The sequence below is a fragment of the Vibrio sp. SCSIO 43155 genome (assembly GCF_023716605.1).
Classification (GTDB): domain Bacteria; phylum Pseudomonadota; class Gammaproteobacteria; order Enterobacterales; family Vibrionaceae; genus Vibrio; species Vibrio harveyi.
The window spans coordinates 1,969,786-1,996,347 of the sequence record NZ_CP071853.1; the positions used below are offsets into that span (position 1 = coordinate 1,969,786).

26 protein-coding genes are annotated in these 26,562 nt (G+C 45.7%); 13 read left to right on the forward strand and 13 right to left on the reverse strand.

All coding sequences use genetic code 11. The features are described from left to right. Positions 1 to 116: 116 nt before the first annotated feature. Complete coding sequence (locus tag J4N44_RS25670) at positions 117 to 560, reverse strand: RDD family protein (protein WP_009697987.1); 444 nt, start codon at positions 558 to 560, stop codon at positions 117 to 119. Between the two features lie 118 nt (positions 561 to 678). Further along, positions 679 to 1,443 (reverse strand): ferredoxin--NADP reductase, encoded by a 765-nt coding sequence (locus J4N44_RS25675; protein ID WP_009697988.1) that lies wholly within the window; start codon positions 1,441 to 1,443, stop codon positions 679 to 681. A 209-nt stretch (positions 1,444 to 1,652) separates the two neighbouring features. Between J4N44_RS25675 and J4N44_RS25680 the strand changes: the two genes are divergently transcribed. Then, positions 1,653 to 2,105: an acyl-CoA thioesterase gene (locus J4N44_RS25680; RefSeq protein WP_114092016.1), complete on the forward strand. Its 453-nt coding sequence runs from the start codon at positions 1,653 to 1,655 to the stop codon at positions 2,103 to 2,105. A 1,632-nt stretch (positions 2,106 to 3,737) separates the two neighbouring features. On the opposite strand, the gene J4N44_RS25685 is transcribed toward J4N44_RS25680, so the two are convergent. After that, positions 3,738 to 3,956, reverse strand: a complete 219-nt coding sequence (locus J4N44_RS25685) for a VF530 family protein (protein ID WP_005436214.1) — start codon at positions 3,954 to 3,956, stop codon at positions 3,738 to 3,740. A 132-nt stretch (positions 3,957 to 4,088) separates the two neighbouring features. Between J4N44_RS25685 and J4N44_RS25690 the strand changes: the two genes are divergently transcribed. Then, on the forward strand, positions 4,089 to 5,018 hold the full coding sequence (locus tag J4N44_RS25690; RefSeq protein WP_029788322.1) for a LysR family transcriptional regulator: 930 nt from the start codon (positions 4,089 to 4,091) through the stop codon (positions 5,016 to 5,018). Here the strand turns inward: J4N44_RS25690 and J4N44_RS25695 are convergent. Beyond that, on the reverse strand, positions 5,015 to 5,305 hold the full coding sequence (locus tag J4N44_RS25695) for a putative quinol monooxygenase (protein WP_005436210.1): 291 nt from the start codon (positions 5,303 to 5,305) through the stop codon (positions 5,015 to 5,017). The two genes, J4N44_RS25690 and J4N44_RS25695, sit on opposite strands and share 4 nt — an antisense overlap. A 5-nt stretch (positions 5,306 to 5,310) precedes the next feature. After that, positions 5,311 to 5,964, reverse strand: a complete 654-nt coding sequence (gene nfsB / locus J4N44_RS25700; protein WP_252045423.1) for an oxygen-insensitive NAD(P)H nitroreductase — start codon at positions 5,962 to 5,964, stop codon at positions 5,311 to 5,313. A gap of 195 nt (positions 5,965 to 6,159) precedes the next feature. Here nfsB and J4N44_RS25705 point away from each other — a divergent pair, with 195 nt between their 5' ends. Further along, complete coding sequence (locus J4N44_RS25705) at positions 6,160 to 7,596, forward strand: helix-turn-helix domain-containing protein (protein ID WP_154202934.1); 1,437 nt, start codon at positions 6,160 to 6,162, stop codon at positions 7,594 to 7,596. Positions 7,597 to 7,725: 129 nt separating this feature from the next. Next, on the forward strand, positions 7,726 to 10,383 hold the full coding sequence (locus J4N44_RS25710; protein WP_353505867.1) for an alpha-amylase family glycosyl hydrolase: 2,658 nt from the start codon (positions 7,726 to 7,728) through the stop codon (positions 10,381 to 10,383). Between the two features lie 122 nt (positions 10,384 to 10,505). On the opposite strand, the gene J4N44_RS25715 is transcribed toward J4N44_RS25710, so the two are convergent. Beyond that, positions 10,506 to 11,672, reverse strand: a complete 1,167-nt coding sequence (locus J4N44_RS25715) for a D-alanyl-D-alanine carboxypeptidase family protein (RefSeq protein WP_252045425.1) — start codon at positions 11,670 to 11,672, stop codon at positions 10,506 to 10,508. 253 nt (positions 11,673 to 11,925) lie between these two features. Between J4N44_RS25715 and J4N44_RS25720 the strand changes: the two genes are divergently transcribed. From J4N44_RS25720 to J4N44_RS25735, 4 genes are all read left to right on the forward strand, one after another. Further along, on the forward strand, positions 11,926 to 13,221 hold the full coding sequence (locus J4N44_RS25720) for an alpha/beta fold hydrolase (protein WP_252045426.1): 1,296 nt from the start codon (positions 11,926 to 11,928) through the stop codon (positions 13,219 to 13,221). 189 nt (positions 13,222 to 13,410) lie between these two features. Continuing rightward, positions 13,411 to 13,626, forward strand: a complete 216-nt coding sequence (locus tag J4N44_RS25725) for a DUF4177 domain-containing protein (RefSeq protein ID WP_005447484.1) — start codon at positions 13,411 to 13,413, stop codon at positions 13,624 to 13,626. Between the two features lie 20 nt (positions 13,627 to 13,646). Then, positions 13,647 to 13,853: a membrane protein insertion efficiency factor YidD gene (gene yidD / locus J4N44_RS25730; protein ID WP_226982152.1), complete on the forward strand. Its 207-nt coding sequence runs from the start codon at positions 13,647 to 13,649 to the stop codon at positions 13,851 to 13,853. After that, entirely contained in the window at positions 13,853 to 14,242 is a 390-nt protein-coding gene (locus tag J4N44_RS25735) for a hypothetical protein (RefSeq protein WP_005447482.1), read from the forward strand. The genes yidD and J4N44_RS25735 overlap by 1 nt, the downstream gene beginning before the upstream one ends. Before the next feature lie 82 nt (positions 14,243 to 14,324). On the opposite strand, the gene J4N44_RS25740 is transcribed toward J4N44_RS25735, so the two are convergent. The 4 genes from J4N44_RS25740 to J4N44_RS25755 form a co-directional block, all read right to left on the reverse strand. Continuing rightward, the gene (locus tag J4N44_RS25740) at positions 14,325 to 14,813 is read right to left on the reverse strand and encodes a GNAT family N-acetyltransferase (RefSeq protein WP_005441955.1); all 489 of its coding nucleotides are present in this window, start codon (positions 14,811 to 14,813) and stop codon (positions 14,325 to 14,327) included. A 523-nt stretch (positions 14,814 to 15,336) separates the two neighbouring features. Beyond that, a complete protein-coding gene (locus tag J4N44_RS25745; protein WP_026000276.1) occupies positions 15,337 to 15,579 on the reverse strand; it encodes a glutaredoxin family protein in 243 nt (80 codons plus the stop codon). A 25-nt stretch (positions 15,580 to 15,604) separates the two neighbouring features. Further along, a complete protein-coding gene (locus tag J4N44_RS25750; RefSeq protein WP_252045427.1) occupies positions 15,605 to 16,537 on the reverse strand; it encodes a ribonucleotide-diphosphate reductase subunit beta in 933 nt (310 codons plus the stop codon). 51 nt (positions 16,538 to 16,588) lie between these two features. Then, positions 16,589 to 18,847, reverse strand: a complete 2,259-nt coding sequence (locus tag J4N44_RS25755; RefSeq protein ID WP_252045428.1) for a ribonucleoside-diphosphate reductase subunit alpha — start codon at positions 18,845 to 18,847, stop codon at positions 16,589 to 16,591. Positions 18,848 to 19,312: 465 nt separating this feature from the next. Here J4N44_RS25755 and trhO point away from each other — a divergent pair, with 465 nt between their 5' ends. Further along, positions 19,313 to 20,293: an oxygen-dependent tRNA uridine(34) hydroxylase TrhO gene (gene trhO / locus J4N44_RS25760; RefSeq protein ID WP_252045429.1), complete on the forward strand. Its 981-nt coding sequence runs from the start codon at positions 19,313 to 19,315 to the stop codon at positions 20,291 to 20,293. 57 nt (positions 20,294 to 20,350) lie between these two features. Here trhO and J4N44_RS25765 read toward each other — a convergent pair whose 3' ends face one another. Then, complete coding sequence (locus J4N44_RS25765) at positions 20,351 to 20,656, reverse strand: DUF6482 family protein (protein WP_005447470.1); 306 nt, start codon at positions 20,654 to 20,656, stop codon at positions 20,351 to 20,353. 109 nt (positions 20,657 to 20,765) lie between these two features. Between J4N44_RS25765 and J4N44_RS25770 the strand changes: the two genes are divergently transcribed. The 3 genes from J4N44_RS25770 (at position 20,766) to J4N44_RS25780 (ending at position 23,561) form a co-directional block, all read left to right on the forward strand. After that, positions 20,766 to 22,247: an FAD-binding domain-containing protein gene (locus J4N44_RS25770; RefSeq protein ID WP_252045430.1), complete on the forward strand. Its 1,482-nt coding sequence runs from the start codon at positions 20,766 to 20,768 to the stop codon at positions 22,245 to 22,247. A 79-nt stretch (positions 22,248 to 22,326) separates the two neighbouring features. Further along, the gene (locus tag J4N44_RS25775) at positions 22,327 to 22,827 is read left to right on the forward strand and encodes a fasciclin domain-containing protein (RefSeq protein WP_009703236.1); all 501 of its coding nucleotides are present in this window, start codon (positions 22,327 to 22,329) and stop codon (positions 22,825 to 22,827) included. A 44-nt stretch (positions 22,828 to 22,871) separates the two neighbouring features. Further along, positions 22,872 to 23,561, forward strand: coding sequence for a flavin reductase family protein (locus tag J4N44_RS25780; protein WP_005447467.1), 690 nt, complete (start codon positions 22,872 to 22,874; stop codon positions 23,559 to 23,561). 19 nt (positions 23,562 to 23,580) lie between these two features. Here the strand turns inward: J4N44_RS25780 and J4N44_RS25785 are convergent, their stop codons facing one another. Together J4N44_RS25785 and J4N44_RS25790 are read right to left on the reverse strand one after the other, a co-directional pair. Further along, positions 23,581 to 24,453, reverse strand: coding sequence for a patatin-like phospholipase family protein (locus tag J4N44_RS25785; protein ID WP_029788335.1), 873 nt, complete (start codon positions 24,451 to 24,453; stop codon positions 23,581 to 23,583). Positions 24,454 to 24,644: 191 nt separating this feature from the next. Continuing rightward, a complete protein-coding gene (locus J4N44_RS25790) occupies positions 24,645 to 25,286 on the reverse strand; it encodes a MarC family protein (protein ID WP_005447464.1) in 642 nt (213 codons plus the stop codon). Positions 25,287 to 25,499: 213 nt separating this feature from the next. On the opposite strand from J4N44_RS25790, the gene nfsA reads away from it, so the two are divergent. Continuing rightward, on the forward strand, positions 25,500 to 26,222 hold the full coding sequence (nfsA, locus tag J4N44_RS25795) for an oxygen-insensitive NADPH nitroreductase (protein WP_252045431.1): 723 nt from the start codon (positions 25,500 to 25,502) through the stop codon (positions 26,220 to 26,222). Positions 26,223 to 26,562 lie beyond the last annotated feature (340 nt).

Here is a 26,562-nt window from a genome sequence, read left to right on the forward strand (position 1 = left end):
TAAGCGATTGAATTTATGTTTGAAGTAAGTGTAGTCGTAGGAAGAGAGATATGGAAAGACAATTCGATCGCAACTCTGCATGAAACTGATCATTCAACGTCAAATCAGCAGTTGAGTTAGCAATTCACCACTTTAGTACCTGAAAGCAAATCGTGTAACAAACGACGCTCAGGGTGAAATAAAAATAGAGCAAGGTTGACCAATGGTGTAAACGGGATAAGCATTTCAATCAAATAGCTCATACACAATCGTAAAGACGTGGTCACTTTCGTCGTGTCGTGACCGTTCTTCATCACCACTTTGATCCTAACCAAACGCATCCCAACAGTTTGTCCCTCACGGAGAAAATTCCAATTCGCCATCATCAACATAGGAATGGTTAGCACGTAGCTTGCTTTTGTGTCCTTAACTAATTGAAGGTTTTCACTCAAAGAAAGTTCGAAGCCATTTACAACAGAATTGATGGTCAAAGCGATTGTAAGCACTAAACCAGTCACGATCATCAGATCGATGAAACCACCAATAAATCTTCGCCTTCTATCGGCAATTGAGCACCACATACTTCCCCCTGAAATGCAAGCTGATGCATTCTAGGGATGGGTTGTAAGGCGCTCAATTGTGAGAAGCCATATTTGTGACCCTCTCTCAGAACTGAGATGGTCAAATATCAATCAAACCTTACCAATATCTCTCGTAAATGATATTGCCACCTGTTCGGGCACGATACTTCTCTAAGCCTAAACCTTGCAGTACTGGAGAGGTATCTTTAATCATCTCTGGGTTACCACACATCATCACAAAACTGCTTTGTTTAGAAAACGGCAAGTCAGCACGATTAACAAGCTCTCCCGACGCAATCAACTCTGGAATGCGGCCTTGAAGCTTACCCGGAATACTCTCACGGCTGACAATCGGCACATAACGCAGACGACCTTCATATCGCTGTTGGAGCTGCTCAATCAGGTATTTGTAAACTAAATCTCTTTCGTAACGCACACCATGCACCAGCACAATGTGGTCGCTGTGTGGAAGTAGATTGATGTCGTCTAACAAAGAGAGAAATGGACCAATGCCTGTCCCCGTTGAAAGCAGCCATAGATCGTTTGCGTGTTTGGGAATGGTATCGTGGATAAGATCGCCATGAGCCGTTTCACCAACATAAATGCTATCGCCAGTTTGAAGCTGTTGCAGCCTTGGCGTCAGTTGCCCTTCAGGGTTCGCGACGACTAAGAATTCGAGCCACTCGAACTGTTCACTGGGCGCATTCACCACCGAGTATGCACGGCTAATGGGATTGCCCTGTTCGTCGAGCAAGGCGAGTTTGGTAAATTGTCCGGCTTTGAAGGAGAGAGGCGCACCGGAAACTCGTAAACTGAACAGCTCACCTGTCCAGTCGATTCGTTTTTCTACTTTGGCAAGATTGAAACCTTTCAGTTCTGTCATTGGACATCTCCTTTTGGTTACGCTTACTTAAACCTACGCCTCACAACTGACTATGTAAAGTTTTTAGTTTACAAAAATAAGCATCTAATTCATTTCACATTTTACATACAATTTTATTACATCTTAATCAGTTCCATCTAGAATAAATACTCAAAGTGATAAGTCGCTTAGCAAATTGCGGCAACGTCGATGAAAAAGGAACATGAGTAATGGATACGTTATTAAAAGAATTCCCAGTGATTACGGAAATCAAAGTCGCCTGGGGAGAGATGGATGCCCTGCAACACGTCAATAATGCGGTGTATTTTCGTTACTTCGAAACTGCGCGTTTGGACTACTTCAACAAGATTAATCTGTTGGTAGATTTGCAGACGTCTAACATCGGTCCGGTTCTAAGTGAAACCCAATGTCGCTATAAGCTACCCGTTACGTTTCCAGATACGCTTTTGATTGGCTCACGCGTAATCGACATGCAAGAAGATCGCATCACGATGGAATACCAAGTGCTGAGTAAGAAGTGGGGCAAGATTGCGACCATCGCGACCGCTACTGGTGTGATGTTTGATTTTAAGAACAACGTGAAAGCTGCAATTCCAGACCACGTTCGCCAGTCGATTTTAGACTTGGAAGGCTCCGTGGGCAGTACGCATCATTTGGAATAATAAAGAGGCGAGAAGCGAGAGATTAGAATCGAGATTCCCGACTGCGCTCCTTCGTCGCTATCGGGAATGACGCAGAGGAACTATTCCAGTCTATGCGATAAGGAAAGCTGTGTCATTCTAGTGAGCTAAGGCGAGACTAAGAATCTACTTACCGCTTGCTGCAAACCATAGAGTGATGAGTTACCTCAATATATTCTGAAAGTAGATTCTGAATCACGCTCGTTCCTCGCTGTTCAGAATGACGGTTCTCACTTGGGGGCTCCACCCTACAATACGAGCTCAGACGTCATTCCGGACGAGCCTAAGCGAGCCATCTGGAATCTCGCTTTAAACATCACAACAGAGCTCCCCGACTACGCTCCTTCGTCGCTATCGGGAATGACGCAGAGGAGCTCTTCCAGCCTATGCGATAAGAAAAGTTGTGTCATTCTAGCGAGCCAAGGCGAGACTAAGATCTACTTACCGTTTGCTGCAAACCATAAAGCGATGAATTACCTCAATATAATCTGAAAGTAGATTCTGAATCACGCTCGTTCCTCGCTGTTCAGAATGACGGTTCTCACTTGGGTGCTCTGCCCTACAATACGAGCTCCGACGTCATTCCGGACGGGATTAAGCGAGCCATCTGGAATCTCGCTTTAAACATCACAACAGAGATCTCCGACTGCGCTCCTTCGTCGCTATCGGGAATGGCGCAGAGGAACTATTCCAGCCTATGCGATAAGAAAAGCTGTGTCCTTCCAGCCTACACGGTAAAAAGTTGCGTCATTCTAGCGAGCCAAGGCGAGACTAAGAATCTACTTACCGCTTGCTGCAGACCATAACGCAATGAATAAACTCAATATATTCTGAGAGTAGATTCTGAATCACGCTCGTTTCTCGCTGTTCAGAATGACGGTTCTCACTTGGGTGTTCTACCCTACAATACGAGCTCAGACGTCACTCCGGACGGGACTAAGCGAGCCATCTGTAAACATCACAACAGAGCTCCCCGACTGCGATCCTTCGTCGCTATCGGGAATGACGCAGAGGAACTACTCCAGCCAAAGAGATAAGAAAAGTTGTGTCATTCTAGCGAGCCAAGGCGAGACTAAGAATCTACTTACCGCTTGCTGCAAACCATAACGCAATGAATAAACTCAATATAATCTGAGAGTAGATTCTGAATCACGCTCGTTCCTCGCGGTTCAGAATGACGGTTCTCTGCCCTACAATACAGGGTCAAACGTCATTCCGGACGAGCCTAAGCGAGCCATCCGGAATCTCGCTTTAAACATCACAACAGAGATCCCCTACTGCGCTCCTTCGTCGCTATCGGGAATGACGCAGAGGAACTATTCCAGCCTATACGATGAGAAAAGCTGTGTCCTTCCAGCCTACACGGTAAAAAGTTGCGTCATTCTAGCGAGCCAAGGCGAGACTAAGAATCTACTTACCGCTTGCTGCAGACCATAACGCAATAAATAAACTCAATATATTCTGAGAGTAGATTCTGAATCACGCTCGTTCCTCGCTGTTCAGAATGGCGGTTCTCGCTTGGGTGTTCACCCTACAATACAAGCTCAGACGTCATTCCGGACGAGCCTAAGCGAGCCATCCGGAATCTCTCTTTTAGACCAGCACCAAATCCGATTAGCAGAACGTCTCGATGTACAGCGCTTCTACTTTATCTCTTGCCCACTGCGTCTTACGTAGGAACTTCAACGACGATTTGATTGAAGGATCTTTCTTAAAGCAGTTCACACGAACGCGCTCATGCATTCCGTTCCACCCAAAGTGCTCAACTAAACGGGTAAGGATTTTCTCTAAACTCAACCCGTGAAGTGGGTTATTCGGCTGCTGTTGGCTCATGCTATTGATCCGGTAAAGTGAAGTTGCGCGCTAATCTAACTCAAACTCGCCGTGCAACCTAATGTTTTAACCTTGAATTGCCCTGTGACTCTCCCCTATAGTAGCCCAAACTTCTTAAAAGCCCTTTTCATTATGAAAGCCCTCAACGATCTGAATATCTTTGTCGAAACCGCACGCCAAGGCAGTTTTTCGAAAGCCGCCAACAGCATGGACATGACACCAGCAGCCATCAGTGCATCGATCAAACGTCTTGAGGGACAAATAGGCTTTCCGCTGTTTGTGCGCTCCACTCGCAGCCTTCGCTTAACGTCGGAAGGTGAGCTGTTCTTAGACAAAACCACTCAAGCGCTCGCAACGCTACAAGAGGGGTTAGATCAGATATCAAGCGCGCGTGGCGAGTTATCTGGTCAACTGCATATCACTGCGCCATCTGATTTTGGTCGCAACATGCTGCTTGATTGGGTTGATGAATTTATTGATGTTTACCCAAACGTCTCTATCAAATTAGAGCTGTCTGACAGCTTAACCGATATGTACACCAAGCCCGTCGATATCGCGATTCGTTACGGCGAACCGGCTGACTCTAATCTCGTCGTATTGGCATTGTGTGGCGCAAATGAGCGAATCCTGTGCGCCTCTCCAGAATACGTCGCAAACAATCCAGTACTGACCAAACCAGAAGACCTAAACCAACACAACTGTTTGTGTTACATGGTGGCGGATTCGGTTTACAACAAATGGACGCTGACTCGCGGAGACGAAACAGAACAAGTTGTTGTAAGTGGCAAGCTGCTTAGCAACGACAGTGACTTATCCCATCGCTTAGCAATCAAAGGCAAAGGCATCGCCAACAAATCACTGATGGACATCAGCCAAGATTTGATTGAGGGAAGATTGGTAAGAGTATTACCTGAGTGGGATTGTGGTCCAGTACCGCTATACATGGTGTGCGCTGATCGTCGTTTGCTGACGCCAACCATTCGTACTTTCCGTGAATTCATTCATGAAAAATGCTGCCAGCAACGTAAGAAAGTGCTGGCAACATTCTGCTCAGAAGCTTAACCGACAAACGTCATTGGGCGAATCTGAGAATATTCAACCCAATCGTTATCTTCTAGCGTCGAGATAAACTGTGCGATATGTGGGCTTTGTAAGTGCTTATCTAACGCTTCTTGCGATGCCCAAATTTCTTGGAACATAAACAAGCCTTCGATCTTTTGATCCAAATACAGTTCGTATTGGCAACAACCCTCTTCTTCACGAGAAGGTTCTAGTAGACCAGAAAGTAAGTTGGTTACGTTGTCGATACTATCTGGGTAGGCTTTAATTTCTGCAACTAAATGAATCATCTTGATCAGATCTCGGTTAATACAGTTTCTGCTTCCCAGCGTGACTTAGGCGTCTTGGCATTAAAGTCATCTTCTGCGTGGTAGCCAAGCGGCACAATCACAACACCAGTGTAGCCTTTTTCGCGAAGACCAAATTCTTCATCCAGCACTTTCGGATCAAAACCTTCGATTGGCACCGCATCGATTTCTAGCGTTGAAGCGCCCAGCAATAATGTACCTACGTTGAGGTAGACCTGTTTCTCCATCCAATGATTGGCGTCTTTCAGGTCAAAACGGTGCATGTTCACAAAGTAACTACGACCGCCACGTACCGCTGCTTTTGCTTCTTCGGTTGGGAATCGACCGTCTTTTTCTTCCTGCGCCAATAGCGCTTCGATGTAGTCATTATCGATACCCGTTTTGGCACAGAACACCAACACGTGTGACGCATTCAAGATCTTCGCAGCATTAAACGCGTAGTTTTCTTGTGCTGCTTTTGCGATACGTTGCTTGCCCTCTTCTGTGCTTGCCAGAATGAAGTGCCACGGCTGAGAGTTCACACTCGATGGACTAAAACGGATCAGCTCTTTGACTGCATCGATCTTTTCTTGTGGCAGCTTACGAGTTGGGTCAAAGACTTTGGTTGAGTAGCGAGATTTAGCAGCTTGAACGATGTCCATCGGGGTCTCCAGTCGAGTAGTTTATGCTGGTTATCACTTTAACCTTATGAGTTACAGGGAAAAACCGATTTCAGTTAAAAACATCTTCAAAATAAATTTGAAAATCGCCGATGTAAGAAGCTTTGAGCACTCTCACTGAAGCAACACCTGGTTTAAGCAATAATGTCGCCTTTGCTCTGTTACCGAACCATTTTCATGCTGCCTCAAGACAACATCATCACGCCCTTTCTCTGCAAAAAACTTGGGCATAATCACCTAAGAATTGCTGGCGAATATTGGCACATTGAAAAGCTGGTTGCCTTGCAATGTATGATGTTGCAAGAGGCACCGACGCTGCGTGAAGGTCTGCTGTGGTGGAGCAAAAGTGTTTCGATGTTCGACCGTCGCTTGTACATTGTTTTCGACCACAGTGATAACCAGGTTCAGATGCGGCTAGAGTGCAGAGCTACCGAAATGCCAAGCTGGGCAGAATCGGTTTATGACTTGCTGCTGATGCAATTGGAACAGATAGGTTTGAGTGCATCTGTGCGCATTCAGCTTCACAACCATGACCTTTATTCTGCTCATTTCGAACTAGGAGAAGACAGCAGCCCGAAACAGAACTCGGTTGTGTTCGACTTGGTGAAACATGTTTATTTGCTGCTGTCTCACCAACCAATTGAACAGCCAGAATTGCTAAGCGTGCTGAATGCTCTGTTCGTCAAAAACAGCAATTACGCACTGAAACTAGAACAAGCCGCACTGCAACTGGGCGTATCTAAGCGCACCTTGCAACGTCGCCTGCAAGAAAAACAAATGAACTATTCGCAATGCGTCGACTTCGCCAAGAAAAAGCACGCATTAGCCCTACTTGCAGACACTCAACTCACGACACAGCAAATCGCTTATAAACTGGGTTACGAAGAGCCTTCCAACTTCCACCGAACCTTTCGCCGTTGGTACCCGTTTTCGCCAATGCAATATCGCCAGCAGTGTTTGGATAATCGTACTCATCTCAATAACCAACCCATCCGCTTGTACTATGCCAAAGCCAATACTTTAGCCGATAACGACATTGACCAACCCGTCGGTAAAATCTGGATGGAAGTGGATAATATTGCGTTTGAAAAAGTGGTCTCCGTTGAGTGTCGAGACCGTGATGGCGCGTGGCGTCGCTACCCCGCCTTCTTCGAGCGTTTTTTGAATAATGGCACTGAACTATGGGCAACAACAGAGCTTCCTGTTGCTCATCCACTTACGTTTAGACTGTGTTATGAAGTCGATGGTGAGCGCTACATTGATAACAACCACCAGCGTGATTACGTGGTTTCTAAAGGGCTTTTAATTGGCGCAACGGAATACATTGTCCCGACAAGACAACTTATCCAACTCGGCACTCAGCACACCTTGTTTGTGGAACTCGCGTGTCGATTAAAAGACGTAGCGAAGATCGATTGCTACGTGGGTGACGCGCCATCTCCACACACAATGAGCCAAACTCAGAATGCAGAAGATTACACATGCTGGGCGCTGCAACTGCCCCTCACTCAAACGGCTAAACAGTGTCGATTCCGACTCTATGATCATTCTGGTAATGAGTTAGCCAAAGACCATTACCCGATTCAATACCCAATTGTGCAACCACTCAGTTAAATATGTAGCACAGTTCAAATTCAGCACTTCGTGACATCATTTCACGTCTCTTTTGGCGTGAAATGACACTCTCAATTTCAAACCTTTGATTTATCGTTTCCGCATTGCTGCATAACGGAGACAAAAACCGTGTTTGAAACCTTACCTAACCCTATGAATAAAATAAAAATACTCCCTCTAGCGATCGCCATAGCTCTTTCTGGCTGTGGTAGCGATGAAACTACGCCAACCGATACAGGAAGCCACGTGGCATCTCCTGATTGGCAAGACCAGATCATTTACTTCTTGATGATCGACCGTTTTAACGACGGCGACAACACGCTTAACGATCAAGGTCAGAATGAGTACGATCCTACCTCAGACAAAAAATTCAGTGGTGGTGACCTTGTTGGTGTCAGTGACAAACTGGGTTACATCGAAGACCTAGGCGCAACCTCTATCTGGATTACGCCGCCAGTGGCAAACCAGTGGTGGGACGCAGAACAAAACTACGGCGGCTACCATGGCTACTGGGCGCGTGACTTCCAAAAAGTGGATGAGCACTTTGGTGACATGGAAAGCTACCAAGCGTTAGCGCGAGAAGTGCACGCTCGTAATATGTTCTTGATTCAAGACATCGTGACCAACCACGTTGGTAACTTCTTCACTTACGATGACCCATACAATTACGACCCTAGCCTACCTTGCCAAGGTTTCCGTTTGATTGAAAATGCGCTGCCAGCAGGGCAAGAACTGCCTTATCCGCTCAACATGAATGAGTGTAAAGAAGATGGTACTGGCATTTACCACTGGACACCAAGCATCACCGACCACAACGACCCAGTACAAGAAAAAACCTGGCAACTGTCGGACCTAGATGACCTGAATACATCCGATCCTGAAGTACGCGCTTATCTAAAAGAGAGCTACCGTAAATGGATCCGTGAAGTGGGCGTTGACGGTTTCCGTATCGATACCGTGAAGTTTGTTGAGCACGATTTCTGGAACGACTTCCTGCACGCCGATGATGGTGTGATGACTCAAGCGGTTGATACTGGTCGCGATAACTTCCTAACCTTTGGTGAAGTCTTCGAAACATCTACGCCTTACAACACAGAAGGCGAAGAGAAGATGCTGACTTACATCGGCGAAAGCGGCTCACCGGAGCAGTTAACCTCGGTGTTGAACTTCCCATTACAAGCCACCATGACGCGCGTGTTTGCAGCAGGACAACCGACCGATTACTTACGCTTCCGCCTTGAGAAAATGATGGAGATGTTCCCGAATCCATACATCATGCCGAACTTCATTGATAACCACGATATGCCACGTTTTCTATCGCAAGGCAGTGTCAACGATATGAAGCAAGCGCTGATTACCATGATGGCTGTACCGGGCATTCCTGTGATTTACCAAGGTACTGAACAGGCGATGTCAGCGGCGCGCGATGCGATGTTTGCTGGCGGTTACCGTGAAGACGGCGACTACGTAGACTCATTCGACCAAAACAGCGAGATGTACTTGTTCATCCAAGAGCTTGCTAAGTTGCGTACCGAGAACAAAGTCATGACACGCGGCGAAATGAAAGTGATTGGCAGCGACAAAGCCGGTGCCGGTGTGTTCGCCTTTACTCGAACGTTGGATAACGACGAAGTCTTGGTGGTAATAAATACATCGAATTCCCCGATGTTGATGAACCAACTCGATGTAGAGCAAGCAGGCGGCACCGTCTTCCAACAACAAATCACGTCGAACTGGGCAGACGCTCCGGAGCAGTTAATCACCGATGAAAACGGTCACGTCACCCTTGAGCTACCAGCCAAAGCTGCTGTGATTTACTCGAAAACTAACGACACCCAATCGGTAAATACCCCAGACCTCAACATCCAACTGGCGCAAGATTGGGAAGGACAAACCATCACTGATGACATCGTGATTACTGGTACTGCTAACGCAAACGAGAAATTGAACCTTGTTGTGGACGGTAATCTAGAAACCGCACAAGCGATTACCGTTGGTGCTGACGGTCAATTTAGCGTCACTTTATCTACCCGTCACTTCGCGATTGGCGAACAGCAACACCGCTTCGCGATTTACTCCACTGAGAAAAAAGCAGGCACTGAAGATGTGAACTTTGTGTCGGACTTAAGCTGGTCGAACACGCCAGACGACACGATTGATGACGCAGGTGATGCGCAAGATGGCATGGGCGGTCCTAACGGTAACTACTCGCTACCAACGGATCCAACGTTCGACAAAGACAACAGCCAACTCGCAATCAACAAAGCCGAGGTGTTTACCGTTGGCAGTAATGTGCGCTTGACCTTCACCATGGACAAGATCACCGATACTTGGTTGCCGCCAAACGGCTTTGACCACGTTGGTTTCACCATCTTCATTGATTTACCGGAAGAAGCGGCGTCCAACCTAACGGAACTGCCTAAGATCAACGCTTCTATGCCAAGCGGAACATGGAGTCGCAATGCCGTGGTCTTCGGCTGGCAAAGCTCGATTTACAGCACTCAAGGCGCAAACGCGACAACATGGGGTGAAGCGGTAACACCGGCACCAATGGTGACGGTAGACAAAGCTAACAACACCATTTCGATGGACTTTGCGAGTGATGCGCTGGGTCGACCTGATTCACTGGATGGCATTCGATTCTATGTGACAACTTGGGACTTGGATGGATTGTCTGCCACTTACCGTCCACTAGAACAAGACAAAGGTCCTTGGAACTTCTCTGGCGGCGCATCGGATGAAAGTAAGATTTGGGATGACTTACCAATCATCACCTTGTCTGAATAATCACTGAAACCGCAATAAACGCAAAAGTCGTTTCAACTATAAAAAACAAAAAGCAGCTCACCTTCGAGCTGCTTTTCTTTGTTCGAAATTCTGAAATCACTATCGCGAAACTCGCCCTTGCGCTAGTTAAACAACGACTTCACCCACAACACTAAACTGTCCCATAACTTCCCAATCCACGAGCCCTCTTCCACCGCTTGGTTACTTACCAACGGATAGCTCGCCACAGTTTTATCGTCACTCTTCCACACGACTTTACCAACCACATCCCCTTTTGCGATGGGTGCAATCAGCGGTTCATTCACGACCACGCTCTTGTCTAAACCAGCGGTTAGAGAGCGAGGCAGCGTCAGGTAAGCATCTTGCGCAAAGCCCAAATCAATCTCACTGACATCGCCTTTCCACACTTTAGCTCTCGCCTGAACTTCCCCCTGTTTTGCCACTTGTTTGGTGTCATAAAAGCGGAAGCCATAGCTGAGTAGGTTCTTAGACTGGCTGATACGCGACTGTTTGCTTGGTGTCCCCATCACTACCGAGATAAGTCGCATCTTTCCTTGCTTAGCAGAACTGACCAAACTGTACCCAGCATTGCTGGTGTAGCCCGTTTTGCCGCCATCGACATCCATCGATTTGTCCCACAACAGTTTATTGCGGTTGTATTGGGTGATCTTGTTCCACTTAAATACCTTCTCACTATAAAGCGCATAGACTTCAGGCACGTCATTGATGATGGATTGCATCAGCGTCGCCATATCATTAGGAGAAGTTTGAATACCCTCGCTATCCAGACCGTGCGAGTTAACAAAGTAGGTATCGTTCAAGCGGAGCTTATCTGCCCAACCGTTCATCAACGCAACAAACGCCCCTTCACTACCGGCGACATGTTCGGCGAGCGCCACACAAGCATCATTACCAGATTGAATGATCACTCCACGCATTAGGTTGGCGACGGTGATTTCATCTTTGGGTTGGATAAACATTTTTGAGGAGTCTGGGAATTTGGCTGACCATGCGTTCTCACTCACCGTCACTTTATCGTCCCATTGGAGCCGCCCGGATTTGATTTCTTGCCCTACGACGTAAGCGGTCATCAGCTTCGTTAAACTGGCAGGGGCTAATCCGGCACGTGCGTTTTGCTCAGCAATGATGGCACCGGACTGAAAGTCCATTAACACATAGCCTTTTGCCTGCAACTGAGGCGGATTCGGCGTTACGACTGCCAATGCAGGGGCACTGATGGTCTGTAGTAATAAACAAGTGAGCGTTATTCGGGTAAGTGACGTGTTCATCAAGCATCCTCCATGGTCAATGACCGCCAAATGTCTCGTTTCATAAAAACGGTAAGACAGTGATGTCTAAACTGCACCTATCAGATCATAGTTCACTCAGTGCATACCAACACAGAAAGATCGAAGAGTTTCTGTTTTGAGTGCCATTCCTTGCCTTTCCCGCTTCAGAAATCGAGTTCTTACAACAAATCTATTGTTTCTAATAAGGAATTCGATATCGTAAAGCGACTATAAACAAGGACAGACCATAACAATGAACGCTCAATCATTTATCGACGCAGGACTGCATTACACACCTCACTCGTTCACCGTGCCACTGGATTACCAAGATCTAAGCAAAGGCACGATCAACGTCTTCGCTCGCTCCGTTTGTTTAGTCGGCGATGAAGACTCAGACAAACCGTGGTTAGTGTATTTTCAAGGCGGTCCGGGCTTCCCTTCTCCTCGTCCAAACGGAAACAATGGTTGGATCAAACGCGCACTGAGTGAGTACCGTGTACTGCTACTCGACCAACGCGGTACTGGCAACAGCAGCGTGATTAATCACCAGACGCTTGCACACCTCACGCCTAAGCAACAAGCGGACTACTTAAGCCACTTCCGCGCAGACAACATTGTTCGCGATGCGGAATTTATCCGTGAACAATTTGGTGTTGAGAAGTGGGCGATTTTGGGTCAGAGCTTTGGTGGTTTCTGCTCACTAACTTACCTATCGCTGTTCCCGAACAGCCTTCTGCAAAGCTACATCACGGGCGGTGTACCTTCGGTTTCTCGCCATGCGGATGATGTCTATCACGCAACCTTCAAACGCACCATGGAGAAGAACCAAGCCTTCTTCCAGCAATTCCCACAAGCGCAGCAACTGTGCCAAAACATTGCTGATCACTTATTGGAGCACGAAGAGTTTCTGCCAAATGGTCAGCGCTTTACTGTCGAACAGTTCCAACAAATTGGGATTAACTTTGGTGTCAGTGACACCTTCTTGCCAACTTATTACTGGCTAGAAAGTGCCTTGATTGAAGTGAACGGAATACCTCAGCTTCGTTATGAATTCCTCAACGACATGCTGGCGCAGCAAAACTTCCAGACCAATCCAATTTACGCGATTCTGCACGAGTCGATTTACTGCCAAGGGTTTGCTTCTCAATGGAGCGCACACCGAGTACGCCAAGAACACAACGCGTTCAACTACGAACAAGGTAAGCCGTTCTTCTTTACTGGAGAAATGGTCTTCCCTTGGATGTTCGATCAATACGTGAACTTAAAGCCACTGAAAGAAGCGGCGGAATTACTGGCAGAGAAAGCCGATTGGACGCCGTTATACGATGCGCAGCAACTGGCAAACAATAAGGTGCCTGTGAGCTGCGCCGTCTATGCCGACGATATGTTTGTAGAAATGGACATTAGCCGTGAAACACTCGCTGCAATGCCAAACTCAAAAGCGTGGATCACCAACGAATATGAGCACAACGGTCTTCGTGCAGATGGTGAGCGTATTCTCGACAAGTTAATTGCGATGGGTAAACAAACCGTAGCAACGTTGAAATAAGCGGCTAACGCTCAGAATTTGCTAAAAACCTAGATAGAAAAACGCCTCTTTGTCACAAGATAGAGAGGCGTTTTTTGGTTCAGCATCAAATATTAATAAATACCATTAGGCAAACCCGACAAATGCATCTTGATGCATTTTATTTCTTATTGTAACATCCTGTTTTTATTAAATTAGTTGGTTATAAAAATGACAAAGTTTACAGAATATAAAGTGGTTCACATTGTTGAAGGTGGTTGCGGCACAATTCTACTAGGTGCAAGTGGCTTGCCTGTGCAAAAGATGGAAGCAGAGCTGAACAAGTACGCACAAGATGGTTGGCAAGTTGTATTCCAAGTAGTGGAACAAAAACGCTTTATGCTATTTTGGAAGCGTGAGGCTGTAATTATCACTCTCGGCCGATAAGTTTGCTTAAATATATCTCTTTGAAATTGATCCATCGCTACCAGGCTAGCGGTGGTTCAAAGCAGTTATTGAATATTGAATGTAATTTTGAGCCCACTTGCTCAGAGTACACCAAACAATGTATTGCTAAGTATGGGGCAATAAAAGGTTGGAAACTTGGTTTGGCAAGAATTAAGCGGTGTAACCAACCCGACCTCATTGAAAAAATATATGACGAGGTACCGTAATGCGCTTATTTGAGCCAATTGAACAGCTAGAGAAACAGGAAGAATTACTGAGAAGTCAGGTAAACTCATTACCTGAACATCAAAAGAAAGAATTCTATGAACGCCAGTCTAAAAGTCTCAAGGACCCCGATACCTACGCAACGTTAAACTGGTTCTTTCTTGGCGGTTTTCACCATTGCTACCTAGGTAAATATGCTTTGTTTGCTTTAGAGCTAATATTGTTAATCGTAAGTATCGTTGGCTTTGTTCTTGGACATCCTAGTGCGTTCCTTATCCTCGCGTTACTCATTATATATGAACTACCACAATTGTTTTTTTCACAGAAAATAGCAAGACAGCACAATTATCAGTTATCTTGTGAAATCTTCAATGAAGTGCGAAGAAACTAGATGGTTAAACGATATAGCACTCCCCAACGTTTGGCATTTTCAGTTTAAGGTTGGGGAGCGTGTCTCACAACATAATGTGGCGTTAGTCTTTGACTCGCTTGGTCATCATTTTGGTGATCACTCGGTAGCCCATCTTATGGTAGAAATCTTCACCTTCGTGATTAAATGACGCCACGGTTAAACCGAGCTCTTCAATATCTTGGCTGCACAAATCACTCTCGATTTTATCCATCAAAGACAAGCCAATACCTAAGTTACGGTGGCTTTCAGACACCACCAACTCATTGATATATCCAACGCGTCTTTCCGGAGAGAGAATCGAGTTTACCTCTCGCACGGTACCAGAGATAAAACCAACCACCTGTCGGTTCGAACAAGCTATAAAAGCCGTGATGCTGCCATCAAAATATTTATCGAAGATGTTGCGATCTTCCCTTAACTGCGCCATTTCTTCCGGAGAACGGTAGAAATCTGGCTCAGCATTATAATGAGAGGTGTCGAGTTCGACCAAGAGCGTTTTCAACAGAGGGACGTCTTCTTCTCTTAGTCTTCTGATATGAAACTGTTGCATGTTGAATTCCTTTGCCAACCGACCTGTATCAAGCACAGATCTTTGCTTCAACTGATTATCGGATAAGAAGTTTTAGGAATGTGAAGCGAATCAACAGTACAAATTTCGACCATTTATGTCGAGTGCGTTTTCAACAGTTTTATGAGTTTTTACTGATAATTTGAACATCCACAAAATTTAAGTGGAAATAAAAATCCCCTTTTCTCAATAAAAGGGGTTATACCCAAGTGACTTCAAGATGCAGGATTCAGAGCATTGTCATTGATTCGAGAGCAAGGAAAACAACGCAGTGTAATAGCCAGCTCTTTCCAAGTTGTTTGACGCAGCCATTGGTTTAATTAAAAAAGCGGGTCAATGACACGCTCCCAAAGGGCATTCTTTACAAATAGTAAGGGTCTTGGCTTGTATACTTTGTTGCCGATTCTTGATTTAGAACCACTAAACCTTTAAATCGCCGCCGCGTCTACAAACCAAGTCAGTCTCGCTGAACCTAGCATCTCGAGGTTACTTGGGCATACATAACTTAGAAAGCAGCGCTTTGCTCAAAAGCGAGTGCCGATTTTAAGCGACTGAAATCACCAATGGGTTCGCCATCAAGCATAAACTGCGGGTAGCTTCTTGCGGTTGGGAATAACTCGAACAAAGTTTCCCGCTCAAACTCCACACCTAACTTGAGCGTTGCCACGTTAAAGCCCTGATTTTGCAACCACATTGCCGCGGTTTCACATTGGGAGCACTGCTCCTTGCTGTACATTTCTATTTTCATCACTCTTCTCTGCTATTCCTTGCCGTTAGAAATCTGCATCAAAACTCAATTGGCGATCTTGAGGTCGTTTGTACTCAGTAACGCGTTTTTCGAAGAAGTTGGTCTTTCCTTCCATATCCAATAAGCGCATGTAATCAAATGGGTTTTCAGCACCAAAGATCGGGGTGAAACCAAACAAACCAGCGATAACATCAGCAGTGTGCTCAATGTATTGGCACATCAGATCAGCATTCATACCAATCAAGTCCACTGGTAGGGCTTCAGTAACAAACTCTTTCTCAATTGAAACCGCTTCACGGCAAATCTCTTCAAACTCTTGTTGTGTCACTTTACCCTGCCCCAAGGTTTTGAATAGCAGCGCAGAAAAGCTAAAGTGCAACCCTTCATCACGGGCAATCAAGTCATTGCTTGCTGCCAAACCAGCCAGCAAACCACGTTTACGGAAGTAATAAATGGCACAGAAGCTGCCAGCGAAGAACAAGCCTTCTACCAGACCAAAGGCGATCAAACGCATTGCCAATGGTTTATCGGAAGAGATCCACTTCATTACCCACTCCGCCTTACGCTTCACGGTCGGGACGTTTTCAATCGCATTGAACAAACGCTCACGCTCTTCAACATCGGGAATGTAAGTTTCGAGTTGCAGTGCATAAGTCTCTGCGTGAATGACCTCATTAAACGCCTGCAAAGCAAGGAAGCAGCGCGCTTCTGCGATTTCAATTTCGCCATAAAATCGAGTCAACAAGTTCTCGTTGATCATCCCTTCGCTCTGAGCAAAGAACGCCAACACATGTCGAATGAAGTGCTTTTCGCCTTCGGTCAGCTTGGCAAGATCAGCAAGATCTTGAGCAAAATCGAGTTCTTCTGTGGTCCAGAAAGCCGCTTCGTGAGTTTTGTACGCTTGCCAAATCTCTTCGTATTGAATGGGGAACAAGCTAAATTTGTTTTTAACAATCATACCGTTTCCTTACTATCGGTTGATGTGAATCTTTTTAATTGACGAGATAGGTTATGCGCCGCAGTTTAGGCAATCTTCATCTTCGCTTTGCTGACCAACGGTGACTTTCACCGCATTCGTTGATGGCTTGGAACGCAAGTAGTACATGCCGGTTTTCAAACCACGTTTCCACGCGTAGAAGTGCATCGCATTGATTTGGGCGAAAGTTGGTGACGCAAGCCATAAGTTGAGGCTCTGCGATTGGCAAACAAACGGGGCGCGTTCTGCCGACATATCAATGATCACTTTCTGAGAGATTTCCCACACGGTGCGATACACGGATTGAAGATCGTCTGGAATAGCATCGATGCCTTGTACTGAACCGTTATTGAGAATAATGGCGTCACGGATTTTGCTCGTCCAAAGACCACGTTGTTCCAGATCGCTTACCAAGTGTTTGTTGATGATGATGAACTCACCCGACAATGTTTGGCGTTTATAGATATTGCTGGTTTGCGCTTCAAACGCTTCGTTGTTACCTAAAATTTGCGCTGTCGACGCCGTTGGCATTTGAGCAATCAGTAACGAGTTGCGCACACCATGCTCTGCGATTTGGCGCTTGAGCTGTGACCAATCCCAGCGGCTGCTTGGTTGTTCATCCCACAGATCAAATTGGAACTGACCATGACTGATTGGTGAGCCGTCATAACTGGAGTACGCACCTTTTTGCGCCGCGATTTCACAAGACGCTTCAAGGGAGGCGTGATACATGGTTTCCGCGATGTCACGGTTAAGCTGCAATGCTTCTTCGCTATCGAATGGAAGGTGCATTTTGAAGAACACATCCGCCAAACCTTGGATACCCAAACCAACAGGACGATGCGCGTGGTTCGATTTTTCAATCTTATCGGTTGGGTGATAGTTCACATCGATAACGCGGTCGAGGTTCTTAATCGCGACTTTGGTAACTTGGTGAAGTTTGTCGAAATCAAACCCCGTGTCTGTAACGAACTTAGGCAGTGCCATAGACGCCAAATTACAAGCCGCCGTTTCATCTGGCGTTGAGACTTCCATGATCTCTGCGCACAAGTTACTAGATTTGATGGTGCCAAGGTTTTTCTGATTCGACTTTTCATTACACGCGTCTTTGTAGAGCATGTACGGCGTACCCGTCTCGGCTTGCGACTCAATGATTTGCGTCATCAATTGGCGGGCTTTGATGGTCTTCACGCCCAAGCCCATTCGCTCGTATTCTTGGTACTTCTGAGTAAATTCAGCACCATATAAATCAGACAAGCCCTTGGTATTGTGAGGGCTAAATAGAGTCCATTCCGCGTCGTTTTCGACACGTTCCATGAACAAGTCTGGCACCCATAGCGCGAGGAACAAATCACGTGCGCGGAACTCTTCTTTACCGTGGTTTTTACGTAAATCGAGGAAGGATTCGATATCCGCATGCCAAGGTTCCAGATAAACCGCGAACGAGCCCTTGCGCTTGCCGCCACCTTGATCCACATAGCGAGCAGTTTCATTGAAGACTTTCAGCATTGGCACGATGCCATTCGACACACCGTTAGTACCAATAATTGGCGCCCCAGTCGCTCGAATATTGTGGATGTGTAGTCCAATGCCACCCGCCGATTTAGAAATCAGCGCACAATCTTTGAGGGTGTCGTAAATGCCGTTGATGGAATCTTCTTGCATCGCTAATAGGAAACACGAAGACAGTTGCTGCATCTTACAGCCAGCATTAAACAGCGTTGGCGTAGCGTGGGTGTAGTAGCCAAGACTGAGCAAATCGTATAGCTCTCTAATTTCTTCAAGATCGTCACCCGCGACAGCGACCGCTACACGCATGAACATATCTTGTGGTCGTTCAACCACCACACCTTTTACTTTCAACAAGTAGGAACGCTCGAGAGTTTTGTAGCCGAAGTAATCAAACTGATAGTCGCGTTTGTAGTCAATCATGTCTTCGAGCGCAAACTGATTCTTGGCAACAAAGTCGACGTAAATATCGGAAAGAATACCGATTTCAGAGAGCTCACGTGTTGCAGTTGCGTATCCGCTGGTTTCTTTTTGCAGAGAACTCACCATCACGCGAGCCGCAAGCTTGGCATAATCAGGGTGTTCCGTCGCGAGGCTTGCTGCCGTTTCAGCGAGGAATACATCGATTTCCGTCACCTTAATGCCGTCGTACAAACCGCTTACCACGCGTTGTGCAACCGCAATAGGTTCGACTTTTAGTCCATCAGCCAGCGCTTCGGCTCTTCGAGTCACCTTATCTAGACTGGCTTTTTCTTTCCGTCCATCTCGTTTTATAACGTCCATAATCTATATCTTGTGTGTAGTTTAAATATTGAGCACCATATGTACGCAATAGATCTAAATGATAATGGTTATCATTACAAGAAAGTTTTTTAAAAGTTAGAACTGACCATGGAGAGGGTAAGGAAACATATTGACACTGACACCAAGCTCGATAGGAACAGCAATCAGAGGCAAGCACCACAAACGTGATAAAGTGATGAAGTTTTCCACAAAGCTTTAATTTTCATTAACTTAGTTCATTTTTAGAAAAGAATAACAAATGTGATCTGGTTCAAATTTTCACACCCTTTAACTTCCAATGCTACGCGCTGAAATTTGTTGAAAAAAACGCCGGGGAAACATGACTAAAAATATCCGCATAGTTTGTCCGTATTTCCGACTAAATTACTCAGGTATACTCCGAGCCGCTAAAATTGTTAGGTATCGAGTCGTCGAACCATCAACCTTTTAAAGTAAGGAATAATCATGAGTCAGTATGTTGTCTGCGCCCTGTATAAATTTGTGGAACTGGAAAACTACCAAGAGTTACGCGAGCCATTGCTTGCACTAATGGAAGCCCACGGTGTACATGGAACGTTGCTACTGGCGAGTGAAGGTATTAACGGTACGATTGCAGCGAAACGCGAAGGTATTGATACACTGCTTGCATGGCTAAATGCCGAGCCTCGCCTTACTGGTATTGTTTACAAAGAGTCGTACTCAGATACTCAGCCGTTTAACCGCACCAAAGTAAAGCTAAAGAAAGAGATCGTGACATTGGGCGTTGAAGGCATCGATCCTCGCCATGTCGTTGGCACCTACGTAAAGCCGCAAGATTGGAACGATCTGATTGCTGATCCAGAAGTATTTGTGGTTGATACTCGTAATGACTATGAAATCGAGATCGGAACATTTAAAGGTGCAGTTAACCCAAATACTGACACGTTCCGCGAATTTCCTGACTATGTAACACAAAACATGGACCCAGAGAAACACAAAAAAGTCGCGATGTTCTGTACGGGTGGTATTCGCTGTGAGAAGTCGACCGCTTACATGAAAGAACAGGGCTTTGATGAGGTGTACCACCTAGAAGGCGGTATTCTGAAATACCTTGAAGAAGTACCAGAAGAAGAAAGCTTGTGGGAAGGCGATTGTTACGTATTCGACGGTCGCGTTGCGGTGAACCACCAGCTAGAAAAAGCGGACTACGACTTGTGTAATGCTTGCCGACTGCCTATCACAGAAGAAGACAAACAATCAGAGCAGTTTGAGCAAGGCGTAAGCTGCCCGAAATGTTTTGGTAAGCACAGTGACGAACAGGTAGCGCGCTTCCGCGAGCGTGAAAAGCAAGTATCGTTAGCTGCGGTTCGTGGCGAGCAGCACGTCGGTGGTGAGAGTGCCAAACAACGTCAGCAACGACGTGCAGAAAAACTGGCAAAGAAAGACGCACAACGTAAACAAGCGTAATTAGTAAGGTGCGAGCTAACAAACCTAGCTCGCACTTTCTCCCCTTTCAATCTAATTTCAATAGAGGTCGTTGTCTTTCAGCAACACTTCCAGCTCGTTAGTACCACTCCTACTTGGCTGCCCAACCATTTCATCATAGGCACTTTGTTGGCGAAGCACCTGTTTGTTCGCTTTCAAATTACGACACTGTTTTTGCAACTCCAGTATCGAATGCGCCCTTAAAAACTTCCCTTTGTCATCTGTGACAAAGTGCTCTTCTCCATCGACAAATACTGAAACCTGATACAAAGCGAGATCGAGAGAGTAGATGACAAGCTTGTCGATATAGAAGAATTTTTCCAGTTTACTGAGTGGCATAGACATAAAGCACCTCCTTGCTCCGTGCCTCTACGTCAACCGTAATAAAATCGATCACCGAGTGAGAAATTTGCCTCTCTCATGCGTAGAAGTCGGAAAACCAGTGAGGGCTCCGATGCAAACAATCAACTTAGTATGGCTAAAACGCGACTTACGCCTGACCGATCACCTCCCTTTGCAGCATGCTCTATCTTCTGAGAATCCAACAGTGCTGCTCTATATTTTTGAGCCCATGCTGCTAGATGACCCACATTACTCCGAACGTCATTGGCGCTTTGTTTGGCAGTCACTCCAAGATATGGACGTACAGCTTGCCCAACATGATCAAAAGATCTCAGTAATGTTTGGCAATGCTCGGGATTGTTTGAGTGCAATTCAAAAACAATTCAACATCAATGCCGTTTTCTCTCATCAAGAAATTGGATTGAATTGTACGTTTGAGCGAGATAAACAAGTATCAGCATGGCTTCAAGCACAAGGCATTCCATGGCATGAGTTTGAACATGGTGCAGTTGTGCGAGGCGCAAAAGACCGATTCGGCTGGGACAAACACTGGGATACCGTTATGCGAGCTCCGATCGAAGAGGTTGAGCTTGAAAGCTATTCTCTTATTACCCTCGATATCGACGCGCTAGGTTTCACCTTTACTCCTCCCCCTTCTTGGCTAGAAAAAGTAAAAGGCATGCAAACTGGCGGGAGCTCACTCGCTTGGCAAACATTGGAAGACTTTTTTCAACGCCGAGGACGAGATTATTACCGCAGTATTTCCAACCCGACGGCATCTCGAACAGCCTGTACTCGCCTCTCTCCCTATCTTGCATGGGGGAACATTTCGCTTCGAGAAGTGTATCAGTACCTCTTGCAACATTGGCAAGTGACGGGGTTTCGTCGCAGCCTAATTGCGTTGTCTTCAAGGCTTCATTGGCATTGTCATTTTATGCAGAAATTTGAATCTGAATGTGAGATGGAATTTCGCTGTGTGAACCAAGCCTATGACCCTTTGCTTCGCCAAGCGAGCAACATCGACCCAATCCGACTAGATGCTTGGAAGGAGGGAACCACTGGCATACCTCTCGTCGATGCCTGTATGCGCTGCCTTCATCACACGGGATACATCAACTTTCGAATGCGCGCGATGCTAGTAAGCTTTTTAACGCATCACATGAACATGGATTGGCGCGATGGCGTAACTCACCTAGCGCAGCTATTTCTCGACTTTGAGCCGGGTATCCATTATCCACAATTTCAAATGCAGGCTGGAGTGACTGGCACCAATACCATTCGTATCTACAATCCGACGAAACAAGCACAAGAACACGATGCCGATGGTGAATTCATTCATAAATGGATTCCGGAGCTCGCTAAGGTACCCATCCCACTGTTGTTTGAGCCTTGGAAAATGACCGCAATGGAAGTCGTGATGTACCAGTTAGAACCGGACTCAAAATACCTCGCCCCAATAGTCGATGTAGAAGCGAGTGCGAAAGCAGCCAGAGAACGATTGTGGGCTTGGCGAAAACGTACCGACGTAAAAATGGAAGGTACACGCATTTTAGCTCAGCACGTCCGTTCTTCTAATAAAAAGAAAGCCAGTTGATCGCCAAGAAAAGGGCGTGCGTACAAACAGGGACTTTATCAGGGAGAGAGCGGTACCCAAACAACAAAAGGAATGCATTATGTTGAAACGCATCTTGGTTACGACCACGGTTTTGTTCGCCACCCTAACTTTTTTACTGCCAGCGAAAGCACATGAACATGGAATGATGAAAGAAGACATCGTTGATGTGGCCGCAGCAAATGGCTCGTTCAATACGTTGGTCGCAGCAGTCAAAGCCGCAGGCTTAGTGGATACGCTAAAAGGTAAAGGTCCATTCACTGTATTTGCACCCACAGATGAAGCTTTTGCTAAGCTTCCAGATGGAACAGTCGAAATGCTACTCATGCCCGAGAACAAAGATAAGCTGGTTGCGATTCTCACTTACCATGTGGTTCCGGGAAAAGTGATGGCTGCAGACGTAGTCAAAATGAATAAAGCGACGACAGTCCAAGGGCAAGACGTGATGATCAAAACCATGGGCGATAAAGTGATGATCAATAACGCTACCGTAATTGCCACCGACGTCAAAGCTAAGAATGGTGTGATACACGTGATCGACACCGTCATCATGCCGAAATAGTGACACAACATGGAAGGGCGAGGTTTCTCGCCCCTTTTTAGGACATGGAAAACATCAAACTCTCAAAGCATGATATACAAACGATGGAGCAGCGCCAAAGAACTCGATTGGTCAACTCCCTTGCGGGATACAAAAGCGCGAACCTCATCGGAACAAGAGACAGGCAAGGACAAGAGAACCTGGCTATCGTAAGCTCTGTGATCCACTTAGGCTCACATCCGCCACTGTTTGGTTTTATTGTTCGTCCACGCAAAAGCCGTCGTCATACATTAGAAAACATCCTCGATACCAAGCACTTCACCATTAATGCCGTCGGCGTCGATTTCGTCCAAAAAGCACATCAAACCTCCGCCCGCTATCCAAAACAGATATCAGAGTTTGAAGCGGTAGGACTTACTCCTTACTATGATGATGCGTTTCCTGCGCCATTTGTCCTAGAGAGCAATCTCAAAATGGGGTTGGTGTTGAGAGAACACATCAAGATTGAAAGCAATCAGACGGAGATGCTGATTGGTGAAGTGTTGATGGTACACGCACCTGAAAGAGCCATCATGCCCGATGGCTACCTAGATCTAGAGCTACTCGACTTAGTGACCATTTCCGGGCTCGACAGCTACCACGTCACGCAACGTCTGCATAGGTTAAGTTATGCCAAACCAGACGCTCGCCTATTCCCTCTGACGAGGGAGGGAGAACCTTCATCTTGGGGAGCACTTGAAGTTGATATGGACTAACCGCTTTAGACATCAAAAGCTAAATACAGAAGTGGCAGTTTTCTCTGTCTAAGCCGTGTTCACCGGCCAGGTTGGTAAGGTGGGCGCGCCCTGCTTCCAATCCCATTTCGTAACCTTCTAGCAATACCGACTGGCGCATTGATAGACGTTGTACACTGAATTCATCCGGCGGTGCAATAACGCGAATGTGCGTGTCTTTTGGAGGATTACGAATGAAATCTAACGATTCGTTGTAGTTCTCTGAACGGCGCAGCATTGCCTCTGCCATCTGTGGATGCTCAGCGAACAACTTCTTCATTAACCAAGGCGTTTTTACCGGCTTTTTCTCATAAGCCAAAGGATGAGAAAGGATAACCGTGATATCACGAGCGCCGCGACGATGTGCTTCTCGAACTGGAATGGAATCCGCCACACCTCCATCGGTATAACAACCACCAGAGAAGCAAGGAGTATGCTTGTACGCAATAGGCAGTGCCGTCGTCGCTTCCATCGCATTATGGAAGTTATGACGATTTACACGGTAATAATCCGCTTTACCCGTATTTACGTTCGTTGTCGCCGCTAAGAAAGGAATGCCTTCAAACAGTTTCGCTTCATCGACTGGGTACAAACGATTTGATTCTTCAAACAACCATTTCACATCGATCAAATCACCGCCTTTTAAAAAACGAGTAGGATCGAAAAAGCGTTTGCTGGTTGCTAATTTAGTAATGACGTTGATGCTACGGTGCGGGTAATCGGTCAAATAACCGATCAAATTTGAAGCCCCTGCCGATACGCCAATCGCAAAATCAAATGGTTTGTAGTCTTGTTCTAAGAATGCATCCAATACGCCGCTAGCAAAGACACCACGCATTGCACCACCTTCGACTACGATTGCTTTTGTTGCCATGTTTCCCCCCAATAATTGCTCTGAAAAGGTTACTGAAATTCGTGCTACAGCAACAATTGGTTATTCTTATTATTGAGATAGGCGAAGTCTATGTGTTTCTTGCTTTTTAAGTGGAAACTTAGGATCAAAAAATCCACATCAACTGCCTAGTCAATGTGGATTCAAAGTAAAGTATTCAGATGCTAAAGAAATTAAGCAAAAACGGTTTTATACGCCTCTGCAGCGCCATCAATAAACATTTGTGTGCCAATCACGGCGAGGATCAGCCCCATCATTTTGGTGATCACATTTAACGCACTTGGACCAACAGCTTTCACTAACTTGTCGCCAAAGAGAAACAGAACGTAAGTAATAGCACAGAGCACGGCAAAGGATGCGATAGTAATAATGGTTTCCGTTATTCCACCCGCTGTTGCAAAGTTCATTGCTGTCGCGAGAGTGCCCGGACCAGCTAAAATCGGCATTGCCAGTGGGGAAACTGCAATACTTAAAGCCGCCTGTTCTTGCTCTGGTGAGTAGGCTTTCTCTTTGGTCTTCTTGTGCGTTGATTCACCTTGCAGCATGTGAAAGCCAATTAAAAAGACTAAGATGCCGCCGGTAATACGCAGCGCGTATAACGTAATGCCGAACAAGTCGAAAATCACCTTACCCGCAACAGCAAACACAGCAACAATAACAAAAGCGATAAAGACCGAACGAAATGCAATTGAGCGGACCGTTTGTTTATCATCATCCGCTGTTAGGCTTAAAAAGATAGGAATGTTAGCGATAGGGTTCATGATGGCAAAAAAGCCCATAAACACTGTGACCGTATGAAGTATTAGCTCTTTCATGTTCTCCACATTTGGTAAGCTATTGATTATTAAAAATCAGTATATACCCAAGTTTATAAATAACGTCACTTTATGTTCAATTTGCTCGATTGCACTTCGTCAAGTTTTGTCCTGTGGCACACTTTGTAGTGCATCTCTGTTTACGCTCCCAATAAATGCCGTTATGGTGAAGATTCAGCCAAATAGAACCACTCTTCAGGAAGCCAGAACATCATGAACAACACGATTGAAACCATTCTTGCTCATCGCTCTATCCGAAAATTCACCGCAGTTCCTATTACTGATGAACAAAGACAAACCATCATTCAAGCAGGTTTAGCTGCGTCTTCTTCTAGTATGCTTCAAGTCGTCTCAATCGTTCGAGTGACTGACTCTGAAAAGCGTAAGCAATTGGCTCAATTTGCTGGTAACCAAGCTTATGTTGAAAGTGCGGCTGAGTTCTTAGTGTTTTGTATTGATTATCAGCGCCATGCAACCATCAATCCTGATGTACAGGCAGACTTTACAGAACTAACTCTGATTGGATCAGTAGATTCTGGAATCATGGCACAAAACTGCTTGCTTGCAGCCGAGTCCATGGGATTAGGTGGCGTATATATTGGAGGACTAAGGAATAGCGCCGCTCAAGTTGATGAGCTATTGGGCTTACCGGAAAATAGCGCGGTGTTGTTTGGTATGTGCTTAGGGCATCCCGATCAAAATCCCGAAGTAAAGCCACGCCTACCTGCACATGTGGTTGTTCATGAAAATCAATACCAAGAGCTAAACTTAGATGATATTCAGAGCTACGATCAAACTATGCAAGCGTATTATGCGAGCCGTACAAGCAATCAAAAACTGAGTACATGGTCTCAAGAAGTCACTGGGAAGCTTGCTGGTGAGTCGCGACCTCATATTCTGCCGTACTTGAACAGTAAGGGGCTAGCAAAACGCTAATATCATTGAAATGATGGTTTGTTGTATGAAGTCGTTCATCAAACCATCACTTTGTTGAACCCACATCAAATTTTGACCATACGTTGCCAACTTTCTGGCAAAACCATAACAAAGCGCTATTGACGCAGAACAAAAAATAAGACACACATCACATTTTAAAACAAAGCATATAAATTTTTTTAGAAAAATGGTCGCATCAATAACTAATTGAAAAACTGTCAAATTACAAATTTCGTGAGCTGATACGGAAAATTAGAGCTAATTAATAAACACTTTTGTCAAATCCACGCTACTCAACGCACAGAAATATAAAATTCAGCAATATATAGCTGGCTTTTTA